Genomic DNA, 21023 nt, shown 5'->3' on the forward strand with positions numbered 1-21023 from the left:
GGCCCTCAGTGTTCTTTAGACAGTGGTGTTTTTGCTCTTCGGGCTTTGAAGAATTCGCTCAGGACCGTCCCGCACTCCTCGGCCAATACGCCGCCTTCATACAGAACCTTATGGTTGAGAAACCCCTGGGTAAAAAATTGCCCCTGGCTCTGCACGATACCCGCCTTGGGCTCCAGCGCACCGAACACCACCCGCGCCACGCGCGAATGTACGATCAAACCCGCGCACATGCTGCACGGTTCCAGCGTCACATACAGCGTGCTGCCCACCAGGCGATAGTTGCTGATGGCTTGCGCGGCGGCGCGGATGGCGACCATTTCGGCATGGGCGCTGGGGTCGTTGCCGCTGATCGGGCAGTTGAAGCCGCGGCCGATGATTTCACCGTCCTGCACCAGCACCGCGCCCACCGGCACTTCGCCCAGCGCGGCGCCTTGGGCGGCGAGGGCCAGCGCTTGGCGCATGAAGTGCTGGTCGCGGCTGCGGTCGATGATCGCGGCGGGGCGGATCTGGCGCATCACGCCACCTCGATGGCGGCCATCAGGCCGGTTTCCATATGGTCGATCACGTGGCAGTGGAACATCCACACACCCGGGTTATCCGCCACCAACGCCACCCGAGCGCGCTCGTTCTTGCCCAGCAGGTAGGTGTCGGTGAAATACGGGATCACCTTGTGGCGGTTCGAGGCGATCACCTTGAAGCTCATGCCGTGCAGGTGGATCGGGTGCTGGTACTGGGTCATGTTCTTCAATTCAAAAATGTAGCTCTTGCCCTTTTCCAGTTTGGCAATCGGGCGATCGGCACAGGTCTTGTCGGTGATGTCCCAGGCCTGGCCGTTGATCTGCCACAAACTGGGCGGCTTGCCGTTGTCCACCGACACCGAGCCGACCCATTCGAAATTGAAGTTGAGTTTCTCGGCATTGGCCAGGTCCGGTTCGGCCACGGGGTTGGCCGGCAATGCAGGCGGCCACTGGGTGGGCGCGTCGGTGTTGGCCACCGAGCGGAAGGTGCCCAGGCGCACCGGGCCGTTACGGATCGACAACTCTTCACCCGCCGGCGGCGCCTTGATCGCCAGGCAGATACGCATGCCGGGGCCCAGCCAGTATTCTTTGCCGAGGGGGCGCGGTTCGATGGGGTTGCCATCCAATGCGTAGATCTGCGCTTCAACGTCCGGAATGTTGAGGCGATAGGTCAGGGTGTTGTCGAGGTTGAGCAGGCGTACGCGCGTGATCTGCCCGGCCGGCAAATCGATCACCGCCTGGGACACACCATTGATGGTCGACAGCCGGCCGGCCGTGCCGCCGCGCGCCGCCTCACGGGGAATGCTGAAGGCCACGAAGGCGCCTTCCTCGTCCACGTGCCAGCTTTTCAGGCTGAGGGTGCGTTCGTACTTGAAGCCGGTGGGTTCGCGCTCTTCCACGATCAGCGGGCCGACCAGGCCACGGCCGAGTTCTTCGCTGCTGTTCACATGGGGGTGATACCAATAGCTGCCGGCGTCGGGCACCCGGAATTTGTAGTCGAAGTACTCACCGGGCAGCACCGGCAGTTGCGAGACGTAGGGCACGCCGTCCATTTCCAGCGGCAGACGGATACCGTGCCAGTGGATGGTGGTGGCGACCGGCAGGTGGTTGATGAAACGCACCCGCAGCCATTCGCCCTGGCGCACACGCAACTCGGTGCCCGGTGCCGACGGGCCGAAGGCCCAGGCGGGGGTCTTGTGGCCCGGCACCAGTTCCACGTCCAACGGTGCGGCAATCAGCTCGTAGTCGTGCCCCGCCTCGGCGTCGGCGACTTTTCCCAGCCAGTAGCGGTAGGCGCCGCCAGCGCCGGCACCGACTACGGCCAGGCCCGCAAGGCCACCCAGGATTTGTCGACGGGAAAAGGATCGGGACACAACAACCTCACGTATCAGCCGCAGGCCAGTGGCCTGCAAAGGGCAGATACGATACACCTGCATCGGCTAAACAGTAAGGCTTCGCATTGCCGCAGTGGCCCGATCAGCCCTTGGCGGCCGCCAGAATCAGGGCTTTCATCTCGGCAACCGCGCCTTTGAAGCCGACGAACAGTGCATGGGCCACCAGCGCATGGCCGATGTTCAGTTCGTTGATGCCCTTGATCGCGGCCACCGCTTCCACGTTGTGGTAATGCAGGCCATGGCCGGCGTTGACGATCAGGCCTTCGCCAAGCCCGCAGTTCACACCGTCGATGATGCGTTGCAGCTCATCGGCCACTTCAGTGGGCGTGGTGGCATCCGCGTAACGGCCGGTGTGCAGTTCGATGGCCGGCGCGCCGACCCGGCGCGAGGCTTCGATCTGGCGCTCGTCGGCGTCGATGAACAGCGACACTTCACTGCCGAGCTTCGACAGCCGCTCCACGGCAGCCTTGATCCGCGCTTCCTGGCCGGCCACATCCAGACCGCCTTCGGTGGTGAGTTCCTGGCGGGTTTCCGGGACCAGGCAGATATGCGCCGGACGAATGCGCTCGGCGAAGGCCATCATTTCTTCGGTGACACCCATTTCGAAGTTCATGCGGGTTTGCAGCACGTCCTTGAGCAGCAGCACGTCGCGCTCCTGAATGTGGCGGCGGTCTTCGCGCAGGTGCACCGTGATGCCGTCGGCGCCTGCTTCTTCGGCATCCAGCGCGGCCTTGACCGGGTCAGGGTAACGAGTGCCCCGAGCCTGGCGCAGGGTAGCGACGTGGTCGATGTTGACGCCGAGAAGAATGCGATTGCTGGTGGTCACGGAAGCGCTCCTGAAAGGGGAAAGAAACGCTGCACAGCATACACGGGGTTGTCAGGGCTTTCGAAACAACTCGCGGCTGACCAGCGGCCGTCCGCCCAAATGCACAGCCAGGGCCTGGCGCATCAAGCGCTTGGCGGCCGACAACGCGCCAGGGGCCGACCAGTCCGCTTCGCTCATGGCGAGCAATTCGGTGCCCTGGAACAGGCCCGGCTGAAGCAGGTACACGCGCTCCAGGCCCGCGTCCACTTGCAGACGGTACATGCCGTCGGCGGCGATGGGGTCGCCATGCAGGTCGTTGTTCAGTTCGAAGCCGTAGCCCAGGTCATCCAGCAGGCGCCATTCGAATGCGCGCAGCAGTGGTTCCAACGGGCGACCTTCGGCCAGGGCCAACAGGGTGGCGGCGTAATGATCGAAGACCGCCGGATGCGGGTCTTCGGCGGGCAGCAGGCGGATCAGCAGTTCATTGAGGTAGAGACCGCTGAACAGCGCATCGCCATTGAGCCAGGCGGAGGTGCCGACGCTTTCCAGCCGGCCGACGTTTTTCAGCTCGCCCTTGCCACGAAACTCCACGTCCAACGCCACGAAGGGCCGTGCCTGCGTGCCCGCCTTGCCCCGCGCGCTGCGCAACACTGCGCGCAGGCGGCCCTGGGGCGTGAGGAAGTCCACCAGGGCGCTCGTCTCGCGGTAGGCGCGGCTGTGCAGGACGTAGGCGAGTTGGCTGGGGGTGGGGATTGGGACATGGGTTCTCTATCTTGAAAACAATACAAACCTAATGTGGGAGGGGGCTTGCCCCCGATGGCGGTGGTTCAGTCACTTATCTATTAACTGACCCACCGCTATCGGGGGCAAGCCCCCTCCCACATTTTTTGCCCTGCGGTGTCCTTACAGGTCGCCATAGCCCAGGGAGCGCAGCGCACGCTCGTCATCGGACCAGCCACCTTTCACCTTCACCCACAGGTTGAGCATGATCTTGGAATCGAACAGCAATTCCATGTCCTTGCGCGCCTCGGTGCCGATGCGCTTGATGCGCTCACCCTTGTCGCCAATGATGATTTTCTTCTGGCCGTCGCGTTCGACGAGGATCAGCGCATGGATATGCAGGGTCTTGCCCTGTTGCTTGAACTCTTCGATTTCGACGGTGATCTGGTACGGCAGCTCGGCGCCCATCTGGCGCATGATTTTCTCGCGCACCAGTTCGGCGGCAAGGAAGCGGCTGCTGCGGTCGGTGATCTGGTCTTCCGGGAAGAAGTGCTCGTTCTCCGGCAGGTGCTGGGCGATCACGCGCTCCAGGGCATCCAGGTTGTGGCCATGCTGCGCCGAGATCGGGATGATCTGCGCGTTCGGCAGCTGTTCCTGCAGCCAGCTCAGGTGTGGCATCAGCTCGGCTTTGTCTTCGATGCGGTCGGTCTTGTTCAGCGCGACGATCAACGGGCCGGTCACGTACTGCACACGCTCCAGGACCATCTGGTCTTCGTCGGTCCACTTGGTGCGGTCGACCACGAAGATCACCACGTCGACGTCTTTCAACGCGGCCGACGCGGTTTTGTTCATGTAGCGGTTGAGGGCTTTTTCGCCGCCCTTGTGCATGCCCGGGGTGTCGACATACACGGCCTGCACGCTGCCTTCGGTCTTGATGCCCAGCATGTTGTGGCGGGTGGTCTGCGGCTTGCGCGAGGTGATCGCGAGCTTTTGGCCGAGGATGTGGTTCAGCAGCGTGGACTTGCCCACGTTCGGGCGGCCAACAATGGCAACGTAGCCACAGCGTGTTGCGGTTGAATCAGTCATGGCCATTCTCCACGCCCAGGGCAATCAGTGCTGCAGCGGCCGCTACCTGTTCGGCAATACGACGGCTCACACCCTGACCTCGGCTTTTTTCATTCAGTAAGGTGATTTCACATTCCACGAAGAACACGCGGCAATGCGGCTCACCTTGGATATCCACCACTTCGTAGCGTGGCAGTTCGCACCCGCGCGACTGCAAAAATTCCTGCAGGCGGGTCTTGGGGTCTTTGTTGGTGTCGACCAGGGTGAGGCTTTCGATCTCGGAGGTCAGCCACGCGGTGACGCGCTCCTTGGCCGCTTCCATGCCTGCATCCAGGTAGATCGCACCGATCAGCGCCTCGAGGGCATCGGCCAGGATCGATTCGCGGCGGAAACCACCGCTCTTCAATTCACCGGACCCCAGGCGCAGGTATTCGCCCAGGCCGAAACCACGGGCCAGCACGGCCAGGGTCTCGCCTTTGACCAGGCGGGCACGAAGGCGCGACAACTGGCCTTCACGGGCTTGCGGGAAGCGCTCGAACAGCGCTTCACCGGCGACAAAATTGAGGATGGCATCACCGAGGAATTCCAGGCGCTCGTTGTTGCGCCCTGCAAAGCTGCGGTGTGTGAGGGCAAGGATCATCAATTCCTGATCCTTGAAGGTGTAACCGAGCTGGCGCTCGAGACGACTGAGAGAAACGGTCACTGTTTAGCCATACCTGGTTGATGCATATCGAGTTCGTGGCACCGGCGGCCATCGACGATTGACGCAGTATTCAAATTCAAATCCTGATTGGTGTCGCACGGGGCAGGCCAGATTTGTCCCAACCCCAGAAAAGCACTCGGCGCTGTGTTCACAGCGCCGCTTGTATTACTTGATCAGCCCGACCCGCGAGAAGTTAGGCAGGTGACTCAGCTTGGGTTCCGGCCAGCTCATCCAGACCGCGAAGGCCTTGCCGACGATATTCTGGTCGGGAACCATGCCCAGCAGCTCTTTGGGAATAGTGGGGTCATCCCAGTAGCGGCTGTCATTGGAGTTGTCACGGTTGTCGCCCATCATGAAATAGTGCCCGGCCGGCACTTTCCATTGGCCATCAGGCATGGCGCGGTAGCGGGTCATTTCCTTGCGGATTTCATGCTCTACCGCACCGAGTTTCTCCTGATACAGCTCGGCGCTGCCCAGGCTGTTCGGTTCGGAACCGAGCAGTTTTTCGGCCACCGACTCACCGTTGATAAACAGGCGCTTGTCGCTGGTGTAGCGAATCACGTCGCCCGGCAGGCCCACGACACGCTTGATGTAGTTGACGTTGGGATCGCTCGGGTAGCGGAACACCATCACATCACCGCGCTGCGGGTCGCCGACTTCGATGACCTTCTTGTCGATCACCGGCAGGCGAATCCCGTAGGAAAACTTGTTCACCAGGATGAAGTCGCCCACGTCCAGGGTAGGCTTCATCGACCCCGAAGGGATCTGAAACGGCTCCACCAGGAACGAACGCAGCACCAGCACGATGAACAACACCGGGAAGAACGACTTGCCGTATTCAACCAGCAAAGGCTCTTTGTTCAGCTTCTCGACCACCACCGCATCGGGCTGGCTGACGCTGCCCTGATAGGACGCGATAGCCGAGCGCCGACGCGGGGCGAAGAACACCAGATCGAGCAACGCCAGGAGGCCGCAAACGGCAACGGCGATGACCAGCAACAGCGGGAAATTTAGTGACATAGGACCTAACTATCCAACCTGAGCACCGCAAGGAAGGCTTCTTGTGGAATTTCCACGTTGCCCACTTGCTTCATGCGTTTTTTACCGGCCTTTTGCTTCTCAAGCAGCTTGCGCTTACGGCTTACGTCACCGCCGTAGCATTTGGCCAGTACGTTCTTTCTGAGAGCCTTGACGGAGGTCCGCGCGATGATCTGCCCGCCAATGGCGGCCTGGATCGCAACGTCGAACATCTGGCGCGGAATCAGTTCTTTCATCTTTTCGGTCAACTGGCGCCCTTTGTAGTGCGCGTTGTCCTTGTGCACGATCAGTGCCAGTGCATCGACCTTGTCGCCGTTGATCAATACGTCCAGCTTTACCAGATTGGCCGATTGGTACCGGTCGAAATGGTAATCCAGCGAAGCATAGCCGCGACTGGTGGATTTGAGACGGTCGAAGAAGTCCAGGACCACTTCGTTCATCGGCAAATCGTAGGTCACTTGCACCTGGGTACCGAGGAACAGCATGTCGTGCTGCACGCCACGCTTTTCGATACACAGGGTAATGACGTTGCCCAGGTGTTCCTGCGGCACAAGAATATTGGCCCGCACGATCGGCTCGCGCATGTCTTCAATGGAGGACAGGTCTGGAAGCTTGGACGGGTTGTCGACGTAAATCGTTTCACCGTTTTTCAGCAACAACTCGAAAATAACGGTTGGCGCGGTGGTGATCAGGTCCAGGTCGTATTCGCGCTCGAGGCGCTCCTGGATGATCTCCATGTGCAGCATGCCGAGGAACCCGCAACGGAAGCCAAAGCCCAGGGCATCGGAGCTTTCCGGGGTGTACTGCAACGACGAATCGTTGAGGGTGAGCTTTTGCAGGGCTTCGCGGAAGTCTTCGAAATCGTCCGAGCTGACCGGGAACAGGCCGGCATAGACTTGCGGCTGGATACGCTTGAAGCCTGGCAGCACGTCGACGTCCGGGGTGGAGCTCAAGGTCAGGGTGTCACCCACCGGGGCACCGTGGATGTCCTTGATGCCGGCGATGATGAAGCCGACTTCACCGGCTTTCAGGTCAACGGTGGCGGTGTGTTTCGGGTTGAATACACCGACGCTGTCCACCAGGTGGATCTTGCCGGTGGACTTGACCAGGATCTTGTCGCCCTTCTTCACACGGCCATGGCGCACGCGTACCAGGGAAACGACGCCCAGGTAGTTGTCGAACCAGGAGTCGATGATCAACGCCTGCAGCGGATCTTCGATATTGCCGGTGGGTGCGGGGATGGTCTTGACCAGGCGCTCGAGCACTTCGTCGACGCCCAGGCCGGTCTTGGCGCTGCACTCGACGGCGTCGGTGGCATCAATCCCGATGATTTTTTCGATTTCTTCTTTTACCCGGTCCGGATCGGCCTGTGGCAGGTCGATCTTGTTCAGTACCGGCATGACTTCCAGGCCTTGCTCGATCGCGGTATAGCAGTTGGCCACGGACTGGGCTTCAACGCCCTGCCCCGCGTCCACCACCAGCAGCGCACCTTCGCAGGCCGCCAGGGAGCGGCTGACTTCATAGGTGAAGTCGACGTGGCCAGGGGTGTCAATGAAGTTCAGCTGATACTTGATGCCGTCTCGGGCGGTGTAGTACAGGGTAACGCTGTGGGCCTTGATGGTGATCCCGCGCTCGCGTTCGAGGTCCATGGAATCCAGCACCTGGGCTTCCATTTCACGCTCGGCAAGGCCGCCGCACATCTGGATGAATCGATCGGCCAGCGTCGACTTACCATGGTCAATGTGGGCGATGATGGAGAAATTGCGGATATGACTCAAATCACTCACGGATCAACACTCAAAAAGGCTGCAGGCAGATTGCCCGCTGAAAAATAGCCGGGAATTGTACCTGATGCTCAGGCCAGACGTCATCTTTGCTGACCAGAACAAAAATGCCCCGATCTCTCGACCGGGGCATTTTTTGTTCATAAGCGCGCTATCAACCGGCCCGGCGCAACAGCCAGAACCCGGCAAGGGCGCAGATGGCGGTGGGCACCAGCACCGCAAACAGCGGCGAGAAACCGAACACCAGGCTCGATGGGCCAAGCAGGTCCTGGGCGATGCGGAAGGTGAAACCCACCAACACGCCGGTAAATACGCGCTGGCCGAGGGTCACGGAACGCAACGGACCGAAGATGAACGAGATGGCCATCAGCACCAGCGCGGCGGTGACCACCGGCTGCAACACCTTGACCCAGAACGCCAGCCAGTAGCGGCCGTTATTGAGCCCCTGATCCTTCAAGTAGTGGATATAGCCCCACAACCCGGAGATCGGCAGGCTTTCGGGGATCATCACCACGGTATTGAGCAATTCGGGCTTGAGCGCGATGTCCCATTCTTCGCTGGGCGAATTGATCACTTCGGTGCTGGCCTTGGTGCCTTGGCCGACATTGCGGAAGTAGGTGGTGGTGATGTCGCTCAGCTGCCATTTTTCGTCGCCGTACTGCGCACGTTTGGCGAAGCTGGACGACAGCATGTGGCGTTCTTTGTCGAAGGTATAGCGCGTGACGCCGATCAACAGGCCGCCCGGTTGCACGGCGTTGATATGGATGAACTCGTCACCCTGGCGGTGCCACAGGCCATGCTTGGCACTTTGCGCATCGCCTGAACCCTGGGCCAGGGCACGGTTGGCCTGGGCGGTGCTTTCAGCCGGCGGCGCGACATATTCACCGATCAGCACGCTGCACAGCATCAGCAGCAGCATGGGCTTCATCACCGCCCAGACGATACGGCCGACGGACACCCCGGCGGCACGCATGATGGTCAGTTCGCTGTTGCTGGCCAGGCTGCCAAGGCCGATCAGACAGCCGATCAACGCCGCCATCGGCATCATGTCGTACAGGCGACGCGGCGCGGTGAGCGCCACGTAGCTCATCACATCCCACACGGTGTAGGTGTCGCTGACGTTGCCCACCTCATCAATGAAGGCGAACAGCGAGGCCAGGCCCAGGATGATGCCCAGAACCGCCAGGATGGCGATCAGGACGCTGCTACCAATGTAGCGGTCGAGCTTAACCACGAGCCAACTCCTTCTGGCCGCGACGGCTCATCATTTTCAAACGGATAGGTTCCCAGTAGAGCAGCCCCAGGCCGATCACCAGGAAGATCCCGTGCACCCACCACAAGCCCAGGGTTGGCGACAGCTTGCCTTTTTCCAGGGAGCCACGGGCGGAGATCAGGATGGTGAGGTAAGCCATATACAGCAGGATCGCCGGCAACAGTTTGAGGAAGCGACCCTGGCGCGGGTTGACGCGCGACAGCGGTACGGCCATCAGGGTCACGATAAACACCAGCAGCGGCAGGGAAATACGCCATTGCAGCTCGGCGATGGAGCGCAGTTCCTTGCTGCCCAACAGGTCTTGCGTGGGGATCGCATCGCGGTCGGTGACTTCACTGCTGACATCCGGGCGGGCGAGCAATACGCCATAGGTGTCGTACTTGATGGCGCGGTAATCGGCCTGGCCGGGGCTGCCGTCATAGCGGTAACCGTTTTCCAGGATCAGGTAGCGACTGCCGTCCGGGCGCACTTCCTGGCGGCCCGAGTCGGCCACCAGCACCGAAATGCCGCGGTCCTTCTTGTCCTGGCCCAGGCGTTTCTCAGAGATGAACACCCCGCCCAGGTTGGCGCGGTCTTCGGTGAGGGTTTCGGTGTAGGTCACCCGAGTGCCGTCATTGAGTGCCTGGAAACGGCCCGGCTCGAGGGTGTCGAACTCAGTCATCGCATCCTGCTTGTTCAATACCAACTGAAATTGCATCGCGCCCTGGGGGGCCAGGCTCAGGCTCAGCCAGGCCACGATCAACGCGACGCCGGCGGCCGGGATCATGGTCATGCCCAGCAGGCGCTGTTGGCTCATGCCGGTGGCCGAGAGCACGGTCATTTCGCTTTCGAGGTACAGGCGGCCATACGCCAGCAGGATCCCGAGGAACAGGCCCAGCGGCAAAATCAGCTGCAGGAACCCCGGCAGGCGAAAGCCCATGATCAGGAACAGCGAGCCCGGGTCCAGGGCGCCGGAAGCGGCCTGGGCCAGGTATTTGACGAAACGCCCACTCATGATGATGACCAGCAATACCGCGCTCACGGCACTCAGGGTCAATAGGACTTCGCGGGACAGATAACGGAAGACGATCAAACCAGACACTCCAGGGTTGTCAGGCTAAGGCGGCCAAACAAGCAAGCATACCGAGTCAGCCCATTTACAAGGGCCGGCTAAAAAGATGGCGCATTATCCTGTGATTGATCGCGCCTGTCACTGCGCAACCTCATGCGTAGGTACAAAGCATGCGCCAAGGGTTGTCAGGCTTTGCTTGCGAGGTTCAAACTGCGGCCTTTGTCGCGGGTGATTGACTCAGCCGCCACGCTTTAAAGCCTGGGTACATACGCCAGGCTCCCAGACCTTATATAAGGGACCCGAAAATGGAATTGGTTGTAAAAAGCGTTAGCCCCGAAACGTTGAAAACCGCCACCCTCGTGGTCGCCATCGGCGAAGGTCGCAAGCTCGGCGTGGCCGCCAAGCAACTCGACGAACTCAGCGGCGGCGCCATCAGCGCGGTGCTCAAGCGCGGCGACCTGGCCGGCAAAGTCGGCCAGAGCCTGCTGCTGCAAAGCCTGCCCAACCTCAAGGCCGACCGCGTATTGCTGGTGGGCGTGGGCAAGGACGAAGAACTGGGCGACCGCCCATTCCGCAAGATCGTCAGCGGCATCCTCAACACCCTCAAGGGCCTGGGCGGCGGCGATGCCACGCTGGCACTCGATGAAATCGTGGTCAAAGGCCGCGACAGCTACGGCAAGACCCGCCTGCTGGCCGAGTCACTAGTAGACGGCGGTTATACCTTCGACCAGTTCAAGAGCCAGAAAGCCGAACCCCGCGCCCTGAAGAAAATCACCCTGCTGACCATCAAGGCCGCCCAGGCTGAAGTCCAGCGCGCCGTGACCCACGCTACCGCCATTGCCAACGGCATGTCGTTCACCCGCGACCTGGGCAACCTGCCGCCGAACATCTGCCACCCCACCTTTCTGGGCGAACAGGCCAAGGCACTGGGTAAAGAGTTCAAGGGCCTGAAAGTTGAAGTCCTGGACGAGAAAAAGATCAAGGAACTGGGCATGGGCTCGTTCTACGCCGTGGGCCAGGGCAGCGACCAGCCGCCACGCCTGATCGTGATGCAATACAACGGCGGCAAGAAGTCCGAGAAGCCTTACGCCCTGGTGGGCAAAGGCATTACCTTCGACACCGGCGGCATCAGCCTCAAGCCGGGCGCGGGCATGGACGAGATGAAATACGACATGGGCGGTGCCGCCAGCGTGTTCGGCACCCTGCGAGCCGTACTGGAACTCAAGCTGCCGATCAACCTGGTGTGCATCCTGGCCTGTGCCGAGAACATGCCGAGCGGCGGCGCGGCTCGCCCAGGCGACATCGTCACCACCCTGAGCGGCCAGACCGTCGAGATCCTCAACACCGACGCCGAAGGCCGCCTGGTGCTGTGCGATGCGCTGACCTACGCCGAGCGTTTCAAGCCGCAGGCGGTGATCGACATCGCCACCCTGACCGGCGCATGCATCGTTGCCCTGGGCTCCCACACCTCGGGGCTGCTGGGCAACAACGACGAGCTGATCGAGCAACTGCTCAGTGCCGGCAAGGCCGCCGATGACCGCGCCTGGCAACTGCCGCTGTTCGATGAGTACCAGGAGCAACTGGACAGCCCGTTCGCCGACATCGCCAACATCGGCGGCCCGAAAGCCGGCACCATCACGGCGGCCTGCTTCCTGTCGCGCTTTGCCAAGAACTTCAACTGGGCGCACCTGGACATCGCCGGCACCGCCTGGACCAGCGGCGGCAAGGACAAGGGCGCCACCGGTCGTCCGGTTCCCCTGCTGACCCAGTACCTGCTGGATCGCGCCAAAGCCTGAAACTGAAGATGCCGGGGCGGCCAACACACCGCTCCGGTCTCAGGAACCGCAATGACCCAAGTCGACTTCTATATATTGCCCAGCGCCGACCCGCTCGCGCGCCTGGACTTTGCCTGCAAGCTCACCGAAAAAGCCTGGCGCATGGGCCACCGCATCTACCTGCATTGCAGCGATGGCGCCCAACGCGATGAACTCGACGCCCGCCTGTGGCGCTTCAAGGGCGAGAGCTTCGTGCCCCACGGCCCCGCCGAATCGGAACCCGAAGGCCTGGTTGTACTGGGTTTGGGCGACGGTTGCGGCGCTCACCACGACCTGCTGGTCAACCTGGACCTGAAAGTACCGCCCTTTGCCAAGGCGTTCGCCCGCGTGGCGGAAGTGGTGGTGGAGGATCCGGCTATTCGTCAGGCCGCGCGGGAGAGTTTCCGTTTCTACCGCGAACAGGGCTATCCTTTGCAAGATCACCGGCTACAACGACTTTGAGCACACGATGGACACTTCCAACCCCGTAAAAAAAGATGACCACCTGCTGGACGATCTCGAGTCGATCCGCAAGTTGCTGGGTGATGATGACTTACAACCGCCGCTGCTGACCGAACCGGTCGATGGCGAGGTACAGATTCCGCTGTTGTTCGACATGGTGGGCGGCAAGCCCGCCGCGCCGGCACCGAGCGTCGAGGCCCCCGTCGTCGTGGAAGCCGCGCCTGCCGATAAGGCACCCGACGCCTTGCTGCTGCACCTGGACAACGAACTGCGCGCCGCCGCGCAATTGATCATGCAAGACGTGATCGACGACTTTGCCCCGCATATCGAAACCGAGATCAAACGCCGGATGGATGCGCGGATGGAGCGGTTGCTTAGCCAGTACCAATCTTAAGCCACACCTATCCCCTGTGGGAGGGGCTTGCCCCCGATGAGGGTGCATCAGTCTCAATATTTTTGACTGTCACCGCGCTATCGGGAGCAAGCCCCCTCCCACATTTGCCCCGCACACAGCTCAACCTCGCCCTGCGCCCTATCCCCCGTTATACTTGCCGGCTTTCCTGAATAAATGCCAACTAGGGTCCCGCCGCGCATGGATAAGACCTACCAGCCGCACGCAATTGAAACTTCCTGGTACAACACCTGGGAGTCCGAGAACTATTTCGCTCCGCAAGGTGCGGGCGAGTCCTACACCATCATGATCCCGCCACCGAACGTCACTGGCAGCCTGCACATGGGCCATGGCTTCAACAATGCGATCATGGATGCGTTGATCCGTTTCCGCCGCATGCAGGGTCGCGACACCCTGTGGCAGCCGGGTACCGACCACGCCGGTATCGCCACGCAGATGCTGGTGGAGCGTCAACTCGAAGCCACTGGCCAGAACCGTCACGACCTGGGCCGCGAGAAATTCCTGGAAAAAGTCTGGGAATGGAAAGACCAGTCGGGCGGCAATATCAGTCGGCAGATCCGTCGCCTGGGCTCGTCCGTCGACTGGAGCCGCGAGCGCTTCACCATGGACGACGGCCTGTCGGACGCCGTGAAAGAAGCCTTCGTGCGCCTGCATGAAGACGGCCTGATCTACCGCGGCAAGCGCCTGGTCAACTGGGATACCAAGTTGCACACGGCGATTTCCGACCTCGAAGTGGAAAACCACGACGAGAAAGGCTTCCTGTGGAACCTTAAATACCCACTGGCCGACGGCGCCAAGACCGCCGAGGGCAACGATTACCTGATCGTCGCCACCACCCGTCCGGAAACCATGCTCGGCGATGCCGCCGTAGCGGTTAACCCGAACGACGAGCGCTACCAGGCGCTGATCGGCAAGTTTGTCGAGCTGCCGCTGGTTGGCCGCCGCATCCCGATCATCGCAGACGACTACTGCGACCCTGAATTCGGCACCGGCTGCGTGAAAATTACCCCGGCCCACGATTTCAACGACTACGAAGTCGGCAAGCGCCACAACCTGCCGCTGCTGAACATCTTCGACAAAAATGCCGCCGTATTGCCGGCCTGCCAGGTATTCAACCTGGACGGCACGCTGAACGACAGCATCGACGGCCAGATCCCGGCCGAATACGCCGGCCTTGACCGTTTTGAAGCGCGCAAGCAGATCGTCGCGGCCTTCGACGCCGTGGGTTTGCTGGTGAGCGTCGACGACCACGCGCTGAAAGTGCCGAAGGGCGACCGCTCCGGCACCGTGATCGAGCCTTGGCTGACCGACCAGTGGTACGTGTCCACCAAACCGCTGGCCGAGCCTGCGATTGCCGCCGTGGAAGATGGCCGCATCCAGTTCGTGCCTAAACAGTACGAAAACATGTACTTCTCGTGGATGCGCGACATCCAGGATTGGTGCATCAGCCGTCAACTGTGGTGGGGCCACCGCATTCCGGCGTGGTACGACGAGTCGGGCAAGGTCTATGTGGGCCGCGACGAAGCCGAAGTGCGCGCCAAGCACAACCTCGGCGCGGACATCGCGCTGCAACAGGACAACGACGTGCTGGACACCTGGTTCAGTTCGGGCCTGTGGACGTTCTCCACCCTGGGTTGGCCGCAGCAGACCGAGTTCCTCAAGAAATTCCACTCCACCGATGTGCTGGTCACCGGCTTCGACATCATTTTCTTCTGGGTTGCCCGGATGATCATGCTCACCATGCATTTGGTGAAAAACGAGGACGACACGCCGCAGGTACCGTTCAAGACTGTGTACGTACACGGCCTGGTGCGCGACGGCCAGGGCCAGAAGATGTCCAAGTCCAAGGGCAACGTGCTGGACCCGCTGGACATCATCGACGGCATTGACCTGGAAACCCTGGTGCAGAAACGCACCTCGGGCCTGATGCAGCCGAAACTGGCGAAGAAGATCGAGAAGCAGACCCGCGACGAATTCGCCGACGGCATCGCCAGCTACGGCACCGACGCCCTGCGCTTCACCTTCTGCTCGCTGGCGTCCACCGGTCGCGACATCAAGTTCGACATGGGCCGCGTCGAAGGCTATCGCAACTTCTGCAACAAAATCTGGAACGCCGCGCGCTACGTGCTGGATAAAGGCGAAGACTGCGGCCAGAACGGCGAAGCCGTTGAACTGAGCCTGGCTGATCGCTGGATCATCTCGCAACTGCAACGCACCGAAGCCGAAGTGACCCGCCAACTCGACCAGTTCCGTTTCGACCTGGCCGCACAGGCCTTGTACGAGTTCATCTGGAACCAATATTGCGACTGGTACCTGGAGCTGTCCAAGCCGGTACTGTGGGACGAAAACGCGCCGGTCGAACGCCAGCGCGGCACGCGTCGCACCCTGGTGCGCGTATTGGAAGTGGCGCTGCGCCTGGCGCACCCGTTCATGCCGTTCATCACTGAAGAAATCTGGCAGCGCCTGGCGCCGCTGGCCGGTATCGAAGGCAAGACCATCATGCTGCAGCCTTGGCCAGTGGCCAATGAAGCGCGCATCGATGAAGCCGCCGAAAGCGATATCGAATGGCTCAAGACCTTGATGCTCGGCACGCGCAACATCCGCGCCGAGATGAACATCGGGCCAGGCAAACCACTGGCGGTGTTCGTGAAGAACGCCAGCGTTGAAGACCAGCGTCGCCTCAGCGAGAACGACGCCCTGCTCAAAAAGCTGGCGAAGCTGGAATCGATCACCGTTTTGGCCGAAGGCGCCGACGCGCCGCTGTCCGCCACCGCACTGGTTGGCGAGATGGAAGTGCTGGTGCCGATGGCCGGCCTGATCGACAAGGGCGCGGAACTGGCCCGTCTCGACAAGGAGATCCTGCGCCTGCAAGGCGAAGTGCAACGTGTGGCCGGCAAGCTGTCCAACGCGGCGTTCGTCGACAAGGCGCCGGCTGAAGTAATCGACAAGGAGCGCGCCAAACTGGCTGAAGCGGAACAGGCGTTGGGCAAGCTGGCCGAGCAACACGCGCGGATTTCCAGCCTGTAAGGCCTGAACCGTGTGAAAAAGAGACCTTCGGGTCTCTTTTTTTGCCTGGATATTCCCACCTACTGCCGTCAACGCGGTCAATGTGGGAGGGGGCTTGCCCCCGATGGCGGTCTGCCAGCCAGACATGTATTGACTGATAGACGGCTATCGGGAACAAGCCCCCTCCCACATTTGAACGAGTTGATCTCAGGAATGTGTGACAATGCCCACCACTTTGAGCCAACACCAGAATCATCATGACCGCCCCCAGCACGCCAAAACCTCCGCGCAAGAAACCTAAAACCGCCGCCACGGCCAAGCCCGTGGTACCGCGCAAAGAGGCTACCCTGCATCCGCGCAACCGTCACACTGGCCGTTACGACTTCCCGGCGCTGATCAAGACCACGCCGGAACTGGCGCAGTATGTGATCCTCAACCCCTATGGCAAGGAGAGCATCGACTTCGCCAGCCCGGATGCGGTGCGCGTGTTCAACCGGGCGTTGCTCAAGGCTTTCTATGGCATCCAGCACTGGGACATCCCGCAGGACTACCTGTGCCCGCCGGTGCCGGGGCGTGCCGACTACGTGCACTTCCTCGCCGACCTGCTGGCAAGTACCAATGACGGCAAGATCCCGCGCGGCTCAATCGTCAAGGTGCTGGACATCGGCATGGGCGCCAACTGCGTCTATCCGCTGATTGGCTACATGGAATACCGCTGGAACTTCCTGGGCTCGGAGGTCGACCCGATCGCCGTGTCCGCCGCCAAGGCCATCGTGCAGTCCAATGACCTGAGCAAGGTCATCCAGTTGCGCCAGCAGCCCAACCCCAAGCAGATTCTGTTGGGCCTGCTGGAGCCGGGCGAACGCTTTGACCTGACGATGTGCAACCCGCCCTTCCATGCGTCCATGGACGAAGCCACCAAAGGCAGCGAGCGTAAATGGCGCGCCCTGGGCAAGGCCGACCCCAAGCGTAAATTGCCGGTGCTGAACTTCGGCGGCCAATCGGCTGAACTGTGGTGCGAAGGCGGCGAAGCACGCTTTGTGACGCAGTTGATCGCCGAGAGCGCGCACTTTGCCCACAAGGTGTTGTGGTTCAGTACCCTGGTGTCCAAAGCGTCGAACTTGCCTGCGATCGAGACCGCCCTGAAAAAAGCCGGCGTGCTGGAAAGCCAGGTGGTGGAGATGTCCCAGGGGCAAAAGCAAAGCCGCTTCGTGGCCTGGACCTTCCAGACCAAGAACGAACAGCAGATCTGGCGCCAGCGCTGGGTGCGTGACTAAGCCAGAGGTGTAAGGGAGCTTGCTCACCACCATGAGCCAGCTACCCCGATAAAATCGCAGGCAACAAAAAACCGTGCCCGGATCGCTCCGGAGCACGGTTTTTTTTGCTGCGTCTTACTTGTTAACAGCGTCGGTCAGGCCTTTGGCCACAACCAGCTTGATAACTTTCTTGGCAGCGATTTCGATGGCAGCGCCAGTCGAAGGGTTACGGCCAGTACGGGCAGGACGCTCGGTCACTTTCAGTTTGCCAACGCCTGGCAGAGTGATTTCGCCGCCGTTTTCCAGCTGATCAGCAACAACTTGGCTCAGTTGGTCCAGCAGAGCGCGCACGGTAGTTTTCGGTGCGTCTACTGCTTCAGCCAGGTCAGCGATCAGTTGGTCTTTAGTAATAGCCATTGTGGTGTTCCTTCCCTATCAAATTCATATGGATTGCAGAGTGCAGTGTCAGCCGTCGAGCCCGACCGTCTAGGCCTGGCACCCCAGGCTTATAACCTCGAAGATCGGGGTTATAGATGCTTGAAACGGGGATTGGTTCGACCTGACAGATGCTGAATGCACGCTTAACGCCGAGACATGGCGTAAGACGGGGCAAAACTAGCACAGAGACGGGGAAATATCCGCCTCTACCTACCCATTTGGTCAGCTTTATCGCTCTAAACCGTGAAAAAAAGGCATATGCCCGGTCGGACAGCGGTCAAAACCGCCTTCGACGCGTGTCTTGGCCAATGGGTGCGGTACACTGGGCGACTTTTCGGGGAGGCCAGACGCTCCCCTTCAACCAGCCGAGAAGCCTATGCCGATCCGTCATTGCATCGTCCACCTGATCGACAAAAAACCCGACGGCACACCCGCAGTTCTCCACGCCCGTGATTCGGAGCTGTCCGAATCGGCGGCCATCGAGAACATGCTCGCCGACCTCAACGAGAGCTACAACGCCAAACAAGGCAAGGCCTGGGGGTTCTTCCATGCCGAGTCCGGCGCGCACCCGTTCAGCGGTTGGTTGAAGGAGTATTTCGACGGTGGCCAGGACTTCACCACCTTCAGCCGCACGGCGGTCGAGCACCTGCAAAAGCTGATGGAAGAGTCCAACCTTTCCACCGGCGGCCACGTGCTGTTTGCCCATTACCAGCAAGGCATGACCGACTACCTGGCCATCGCCCTGCTGCACCATAGCGAAGGCGTGGCGGTGACCGATGAGCTGGACGTGACCCCGTCCCGTCACCTGGACCTGGACCAACTGCACCTGGCGGCGCGGATCAACGTGTCCGAGTGGCAGAACAACAAACAGTCCAAGCAGTACATTTCGTTTATCAAGGGCAAGAACGGCAAGAAGGTCTCGGAGTACTTCCGTGACTTTATCGGCTGCCAGGAAGGTGTCGACGGCCCGGGCGAGACGCGCACCCTGCTCAAGGCCTTCAGTGACTTCGTTGAAAGCGAAGACCTGCCGGACGAGTCCGCGCGCGAAAAAACCAAGACCCTGGTGGACTACGCCAGCAGCCAGGCCAAGCTCGGCGAACCCATGGGCCTGGAAGAACTCTCGGGGTTGATCGATGAAGATCGGCCTAAAGCGTTTTACGACCACATCCGCAACAAGGACTACGGCCTCTCGCCGGAAATCCCCGCCGATAAGCGCACCCTCAACCAGTTCCGCCGCTTCACCGGCCGCGCCGAGGGCCTGTCGATCAGTTTTGAAGCGCACCTGCTGGGCGACAAGATCGAATACGACGAAGCCGCCGGCACCTTGATCATCAAGGGCCTGCCGACCCAACTGACCGACCAGCTCAAGCGCCGTAATTGATGCTGGGCACCGTATTCAAGAAAGTCCTGTTGGTATTACTGGTGGTGGTGGCGATCCAGAACTGGGGCAAGGTCGAGCGGCTGTTCAACCCGTCGCAGGTGGCGTCGGAGCAGGTGCGGGCTTCGGCGCGCGTGGTGCTCTACGCTACCGAGTGGTGCGGTTACTGCAAACAGATCCGCCGCTTCCTCGATCAAAAAGGCATTGCGTACAAGGCATTCGATATCGAGAAAGACGCCTCGGCGCGCAAGGCGTACGAGGCGCTGGGCGGCGGCGGGATTCCGTTTGTGGACGTCAATGGCACGCTGATTCGCGATTACAACCCAGATGCGATCATGGCGGCGCTGAAGTGATCAGCGCACCACGATCATCCGCCCCAGCACGTTGTGCTGCTCAAACCCCAGCACCGCCTGCAACGCATTAAGCACCGCTTGCGGGTCTTTGCTCGGGAAGCTGCCGCTGACGCGCCTGGCGCCCATCTCTTCGTTGAGCAGCAGGATGCGCCCAGGGTAGTAGCGCGCTAGGTCCTTGATCACATCAGCCAGCGGCGCCTTGTAATAATTGAGCCAACCTTCGCGCCAGGCCAGGCGCGACTCGCTGTCCACCGCCTGCGGGGGCTCAGCCATGCCATCGGCGTAGGCGACGTGCTGGCCTGCCGTAAGAATCTGCTGCCGGCCCTGTTTGGACGGCGTAACGCCGACCCGACCGGACAACACCGTCACCTCAGCCCCCGCCGGTTGCAAGCGCACTTCAAACTGCGTGCCGAGCACTCGTGCTTCGCCGCTGCCCGCCTCCACCACAAACGACTGGCCGGTATGCGCCACGCGGAAAAAACCGGCGCCGCGACGCAGTTGGATATGCCGCTCGCCATGGGTGAAATCCACGGCAATCGCGCTGTCGGCGTCGAGGGTGACTTGGGATTTATCCGCCAGGGTGACGGTTTTCACCTCCCCGACCGCCGTGACGTAATCGGCGCCAAAGTCATCGACCCAACGCGACGGCTGCCAACCGGCACCCATCGACACCATCAGCAGCAGGCAGGCGGCCAGGGCCAGGGCGCCGGACCAGCGCATTACACGCGAGCGCTTGGAGGTATGCATCGCGTTGAGATAGCCCTGCAGCGCCAGGGCGTCTTCGCCCGCCAGTTTAAGCGCGGGCACTTCGCTCAATTCCCACGCCACCTGGGCCTGGGCGTAAGCCTCGACGTGGGCGGGGTCGGCACGCAGCCAGCGGTTGAACGTTGCCTGGTCGCCACTGCTGGGCTGGTCATGCAACAGGCTCAGCCAGGCCAGGGCGGCGTGTTCCTGGTCGGGCGTCGGGGTGACGTTCACGGTGCTTTCCCTGGCGTACGTGGGGGCGATGGTTCACGAAGGCTGGCCTTGCAGGCTTCGAGGGCACGCATCATATGTTTTTCCACGGCACTTTGGGACAGGCCCATGGCCTTGGCGATTTGCGCGTACTTGCGCCCGTGGATACGGTTGAGCAGGAAAATCTGGCGAGTGCGCTCGGGCAGGCTGCGCAAGGCGGCCTCAACATGGCGCAAATCGTTGCCCGCCTCCAGCGCGGCCTGGGGTTCGCAGCCCTGGTGATCCTGCTGCTCGGGTAACCAGCCTTCGCTGCTGCGCACGCGGGCGCCTTCGCTGCGCAGGTGGTCGATGGCGATATTGCCGGCGCAGCGCAGCAGGTAGGTGCTGAGTTCTTCGACCTGCACCAGCGGGCGGCGCCAGAAGCGCAGGAACAGGTCCTGCACCAGGTCGGCCGCCGTGGCGCGACAGCCCACGCGTCGGCTGACCAGGGCTTCCATCTGCGAGCGCTGCGACAAAAACACCTGCAAGAAATGCGCACGCCCGCCCGCCACGTCAGCCTGCGGGCTGTCCTGGGGTTCGGATGGGGGGCTGATCATCAT

Annotated in this window: 20 protein-coding genes; 7 read left to right on the forward strand and 13 right to left on the reverse strand. The window is 61.3% G+C overall.

What is annotated here, in order from left to right; genetic code table 11:
* Positions 1 to 5: 5 nt before the first annotated feature.
* The 10 genes from tadA to lptF form a co-directional block, all read right to left on the reverse strand.
* On the reverse strand, positions 6 to 515 hold the full coding sequence (gene tadA / locus AB4O23_RS26905; protein ID WP_065877234.1) for a tRNA adenosine(34) deaminase TadA: 510 nt from the start codon (positions 513 to 515) through the stop codon (positions 6 to 8).
* The gene (locus AB4O23_RS26910) at positions 515 to 1891 is read right to left on the reverse strand and encodes a multicopper oxidase family protein (RefSeq protein ID WP_135196394.1); all 1377 of its coding nucleotides are present in this window, start codon (positions 1889 to 1891) and stop codon (positions 515 to 517) included. The genes tadA and AB4O23_RS26910 overlap by 1 nt, the downstream gene beginning before the upstream one ends.
* Before the next feature lie 103 nt (positions 1892 to 1994).
* A complete protein-coding gene (gene pdxJ, locus AB4O23_RS26915) occupies positions 1995 to 2738 on the reverse strand; it encodes a pyridoxine 5'-phosphate synthase (RefSeq protein WP_065877236.1) in 744 nt (247 codons plus the stop codon).
* Between the two features lie 51 nt (positions 2739 to 2789).
* The gene (recO, locus tag AB4O23_RS26920; RefSeq protein WP_460070324.1) at positions 2790 to 3470 is read right to left on the reverse strand and encodes a DNA repair protein RecO; all 681 of its coding nucleotides are present in this window, start codon (positions 3468 to 3470) and stop codon (positions 2790 to 2792) included.
* 150 nt (positions 3471 to 3620) lie between these two features.
* On the reverse strand, positions 3621 to 4523 hold the full coding sequence (gene era, locus AB4O23_RS26925; protein WP_017526270.1) for a GTPase Era: 903 nt from the start codon (positions 4521 to 4523) through the stop codon (positions 3621 to 3623).
* A complete protein-coding gene (rnc, locus tag AB4O23_RS26930) occupies positions 4516 to 5205 on the reverse strand; it encodes a ribonuclease III (RefSeq protein ID WP_017526269.1) in 690 nt (229 codons plus the stop codon). The genes era and rnc overlap by 8 nt, the downstream gene beginning before the upstream one ends.
* Positions 5206 to 5370: 165 nt before the next feature.
* Positions 5371 to 6225 (reverse strand): signal peptidase I, encoded by an 855-nt coding sequence (gene lepB, locus AB4O23_RS26935; protein WP_017526268.1) that lies wholly within the window; start codon positions 6223 to 6225, stop codon positions 5371 to 5373.
* Between the two features lie 5 nt (positions 6226 to 6230).
* The gene (gene lepA / locus AB4O23_RS26940; protein WP_017526267.1) at positions 6231 to 8030 is read right to left on the reverse strand and encodes a translation elongation factor 4; all 1800 of its coding nucleotides are present in this window, start codon (positions 8028 to 8030) and stop codon (positions 6231 to 6233) included.
* A 151-nt stretch (positions 8031 to 8181) separates the two neighbouring features.
* Positions 8182 to 9261 (reverse strand): LPS export ABC transporter permease LptG, encoded by a 1080-nt coding sequence (lptG, locus tag AB4O23_RS26945; protein WP_017526266.1) that lies wholly within the window; start codon positions 9259 to 9261, stop codon positions 8182 to 8184.
* Positions 9254 to 10372, reverse strand: coding sequence for an LPS export ABC transporter permease LptF (gene lptF / locus AB4O23_RS26950; RefSeq protein ID WP_017526265.1), 1119 nt, complete (start codon positions 10370 to 10372; stop codon positions 9254 to 9256). Before lptF ends, lptG begins: the two co-directional genes overlap by 8 nt.
* Before the next feature lie 284 nt (positions 10373 to 10656).
* On the opposite strand from lptF, the gene AB4O23_RS26955 reads away from it, so the two are divergent.
* The 5 genes from AB4O23_RS26955 (at position 10657) to rlmF (ending at position 17322) form a co-directional block, all read left to right on the forward strand.
* A complete protein-coding gene (locus AB4O23_RS26955; RefSeq protein WP_017526264.1) occupies positions 10657 to 12147 on the forward strand; it encodes a leucyl aminopeptidase in 1491 nt (496 codons plus the stop codon).
* A 51-nt stretch (positions 12148 to 12198) separates the two neighbouring features.
* Complete coding sequence (locus AB4O23_RS26960; RefSeq protein WP_065877238.1) at positions 12199 to 12627, forward strand: DNA polymerase III subunit chi; 429 nt, start codon at positions 12199 to 12201, stop codon at positions 12625 to 12627.
* A 7-nt stretch (positions 12628 to 12634) separates the two neighbouring features.
* Positions 12635 to 13021 (forward strand): DNA polymerase III subunit chi, encoded by a 387-nt coding sequence (locus tag AB4O23_RS26965; protein WP_137219958.1) that lies wholly within the window; start codon positions 12635 to 12637, stop codon positions 13019 to 13021.
* A 198-nt stretch (positions 13022 to 13219) separates the two neighbouring features.
* Complete coding sequence (locus tag AB4O23_RS26970) at positions 13220 to 16066, forward strand: valine--tRNA ligase (RefSeq protein WP_460061436.1); 2847 nt, start codon at positions 13220 to 13222, stop codon at positions 16064 to 16066.
* Positions 16067 to 16302: 236 nt separating this feature from the next.
* Positions 16303 to 17322, forward strand: coding sequence for a 23S rRNA (adenine(1618)-N(6))-methyltransferase RlmF (gene rlmF / locus AB4O23_RS26975; protein WP_065877240.1), 1020 nt, complete (start codon positions 16303 to 16305; stop codon positions 17320 to 17322).
* 114 nt (positions 17323 to 17436) lie between these two features.
* Here rlmF and AB4O23_RS26980 read toward each other — a convergent pair whose 3' ends face one another.
* Positions 17437 to 17718 carry an HU family DNA-binding protein gene (locus AB4O23_RS26980; RefSeq protein ID WP_003188840.1) on the reverse strand — a complete coding sequence of 94 codons (282 nt, stop codon included), beginning with the start codon at positions 17716 to 17718 and terminating at the stop codon, positions 17437 to 17439.
* Positions 17719 to 18115: 397 nt separating this feature from the next.
* On the opposite strand from AB4O23_RS26980, the gene yejK reads away from it, so the two are divergent.
* Entirely contained in the window at positions 18116 to 19120 is a 1005-nt protein-coding gene (gene yejK, locus AB4O23_RS26985; protein WP_460150334.1) for a nucleoid-associated protein YejK, read from the forward strand.
* Positions 19120 to 19470: a glutaredoxin family protein gene (locus AB4O23_RS26990; protein WP_065877241.1), complete on the forward strand. Its 351-nt coding sequence runs from the start codon at positions 19120 to 19122 to the stop codon at positions 19468 to 19470. Before yejK ends, AB4O23_RS26990 begins: the two co-directional genes overlap by 1 nt.
* On the opposite strand, the gene AB4O23_RS26995 is transcribed toward AB4O23_RS26990, so the two are convergent.
* On the reverse strand, positions 19471 to 20448 hold the full coding sequence (locus tag AB4O23_RS26995; protein WP_017526258.1) for a FecR family protein: 978 nt from the start codon (positions 20446 to 20448) through the stop codon (positions 19471 to 19473).
* A complete protein-coding gene (locus tag AB4O23_RS27000; protein ID WP_017526257.1) occupies positions 20445 to 21023 on the reverse strand; it encodes an RNA polymerase sigma factor in 579 nt (192 codons plus the stop codon). The genes AB4O23_RS26995 and AB4O23_RS27000 overlap by 4 nt, the downstream gene beginning before the upstream one ends.

The organism is Pseudomonas sp. H2_A10, from assembly GCF_054680085.1.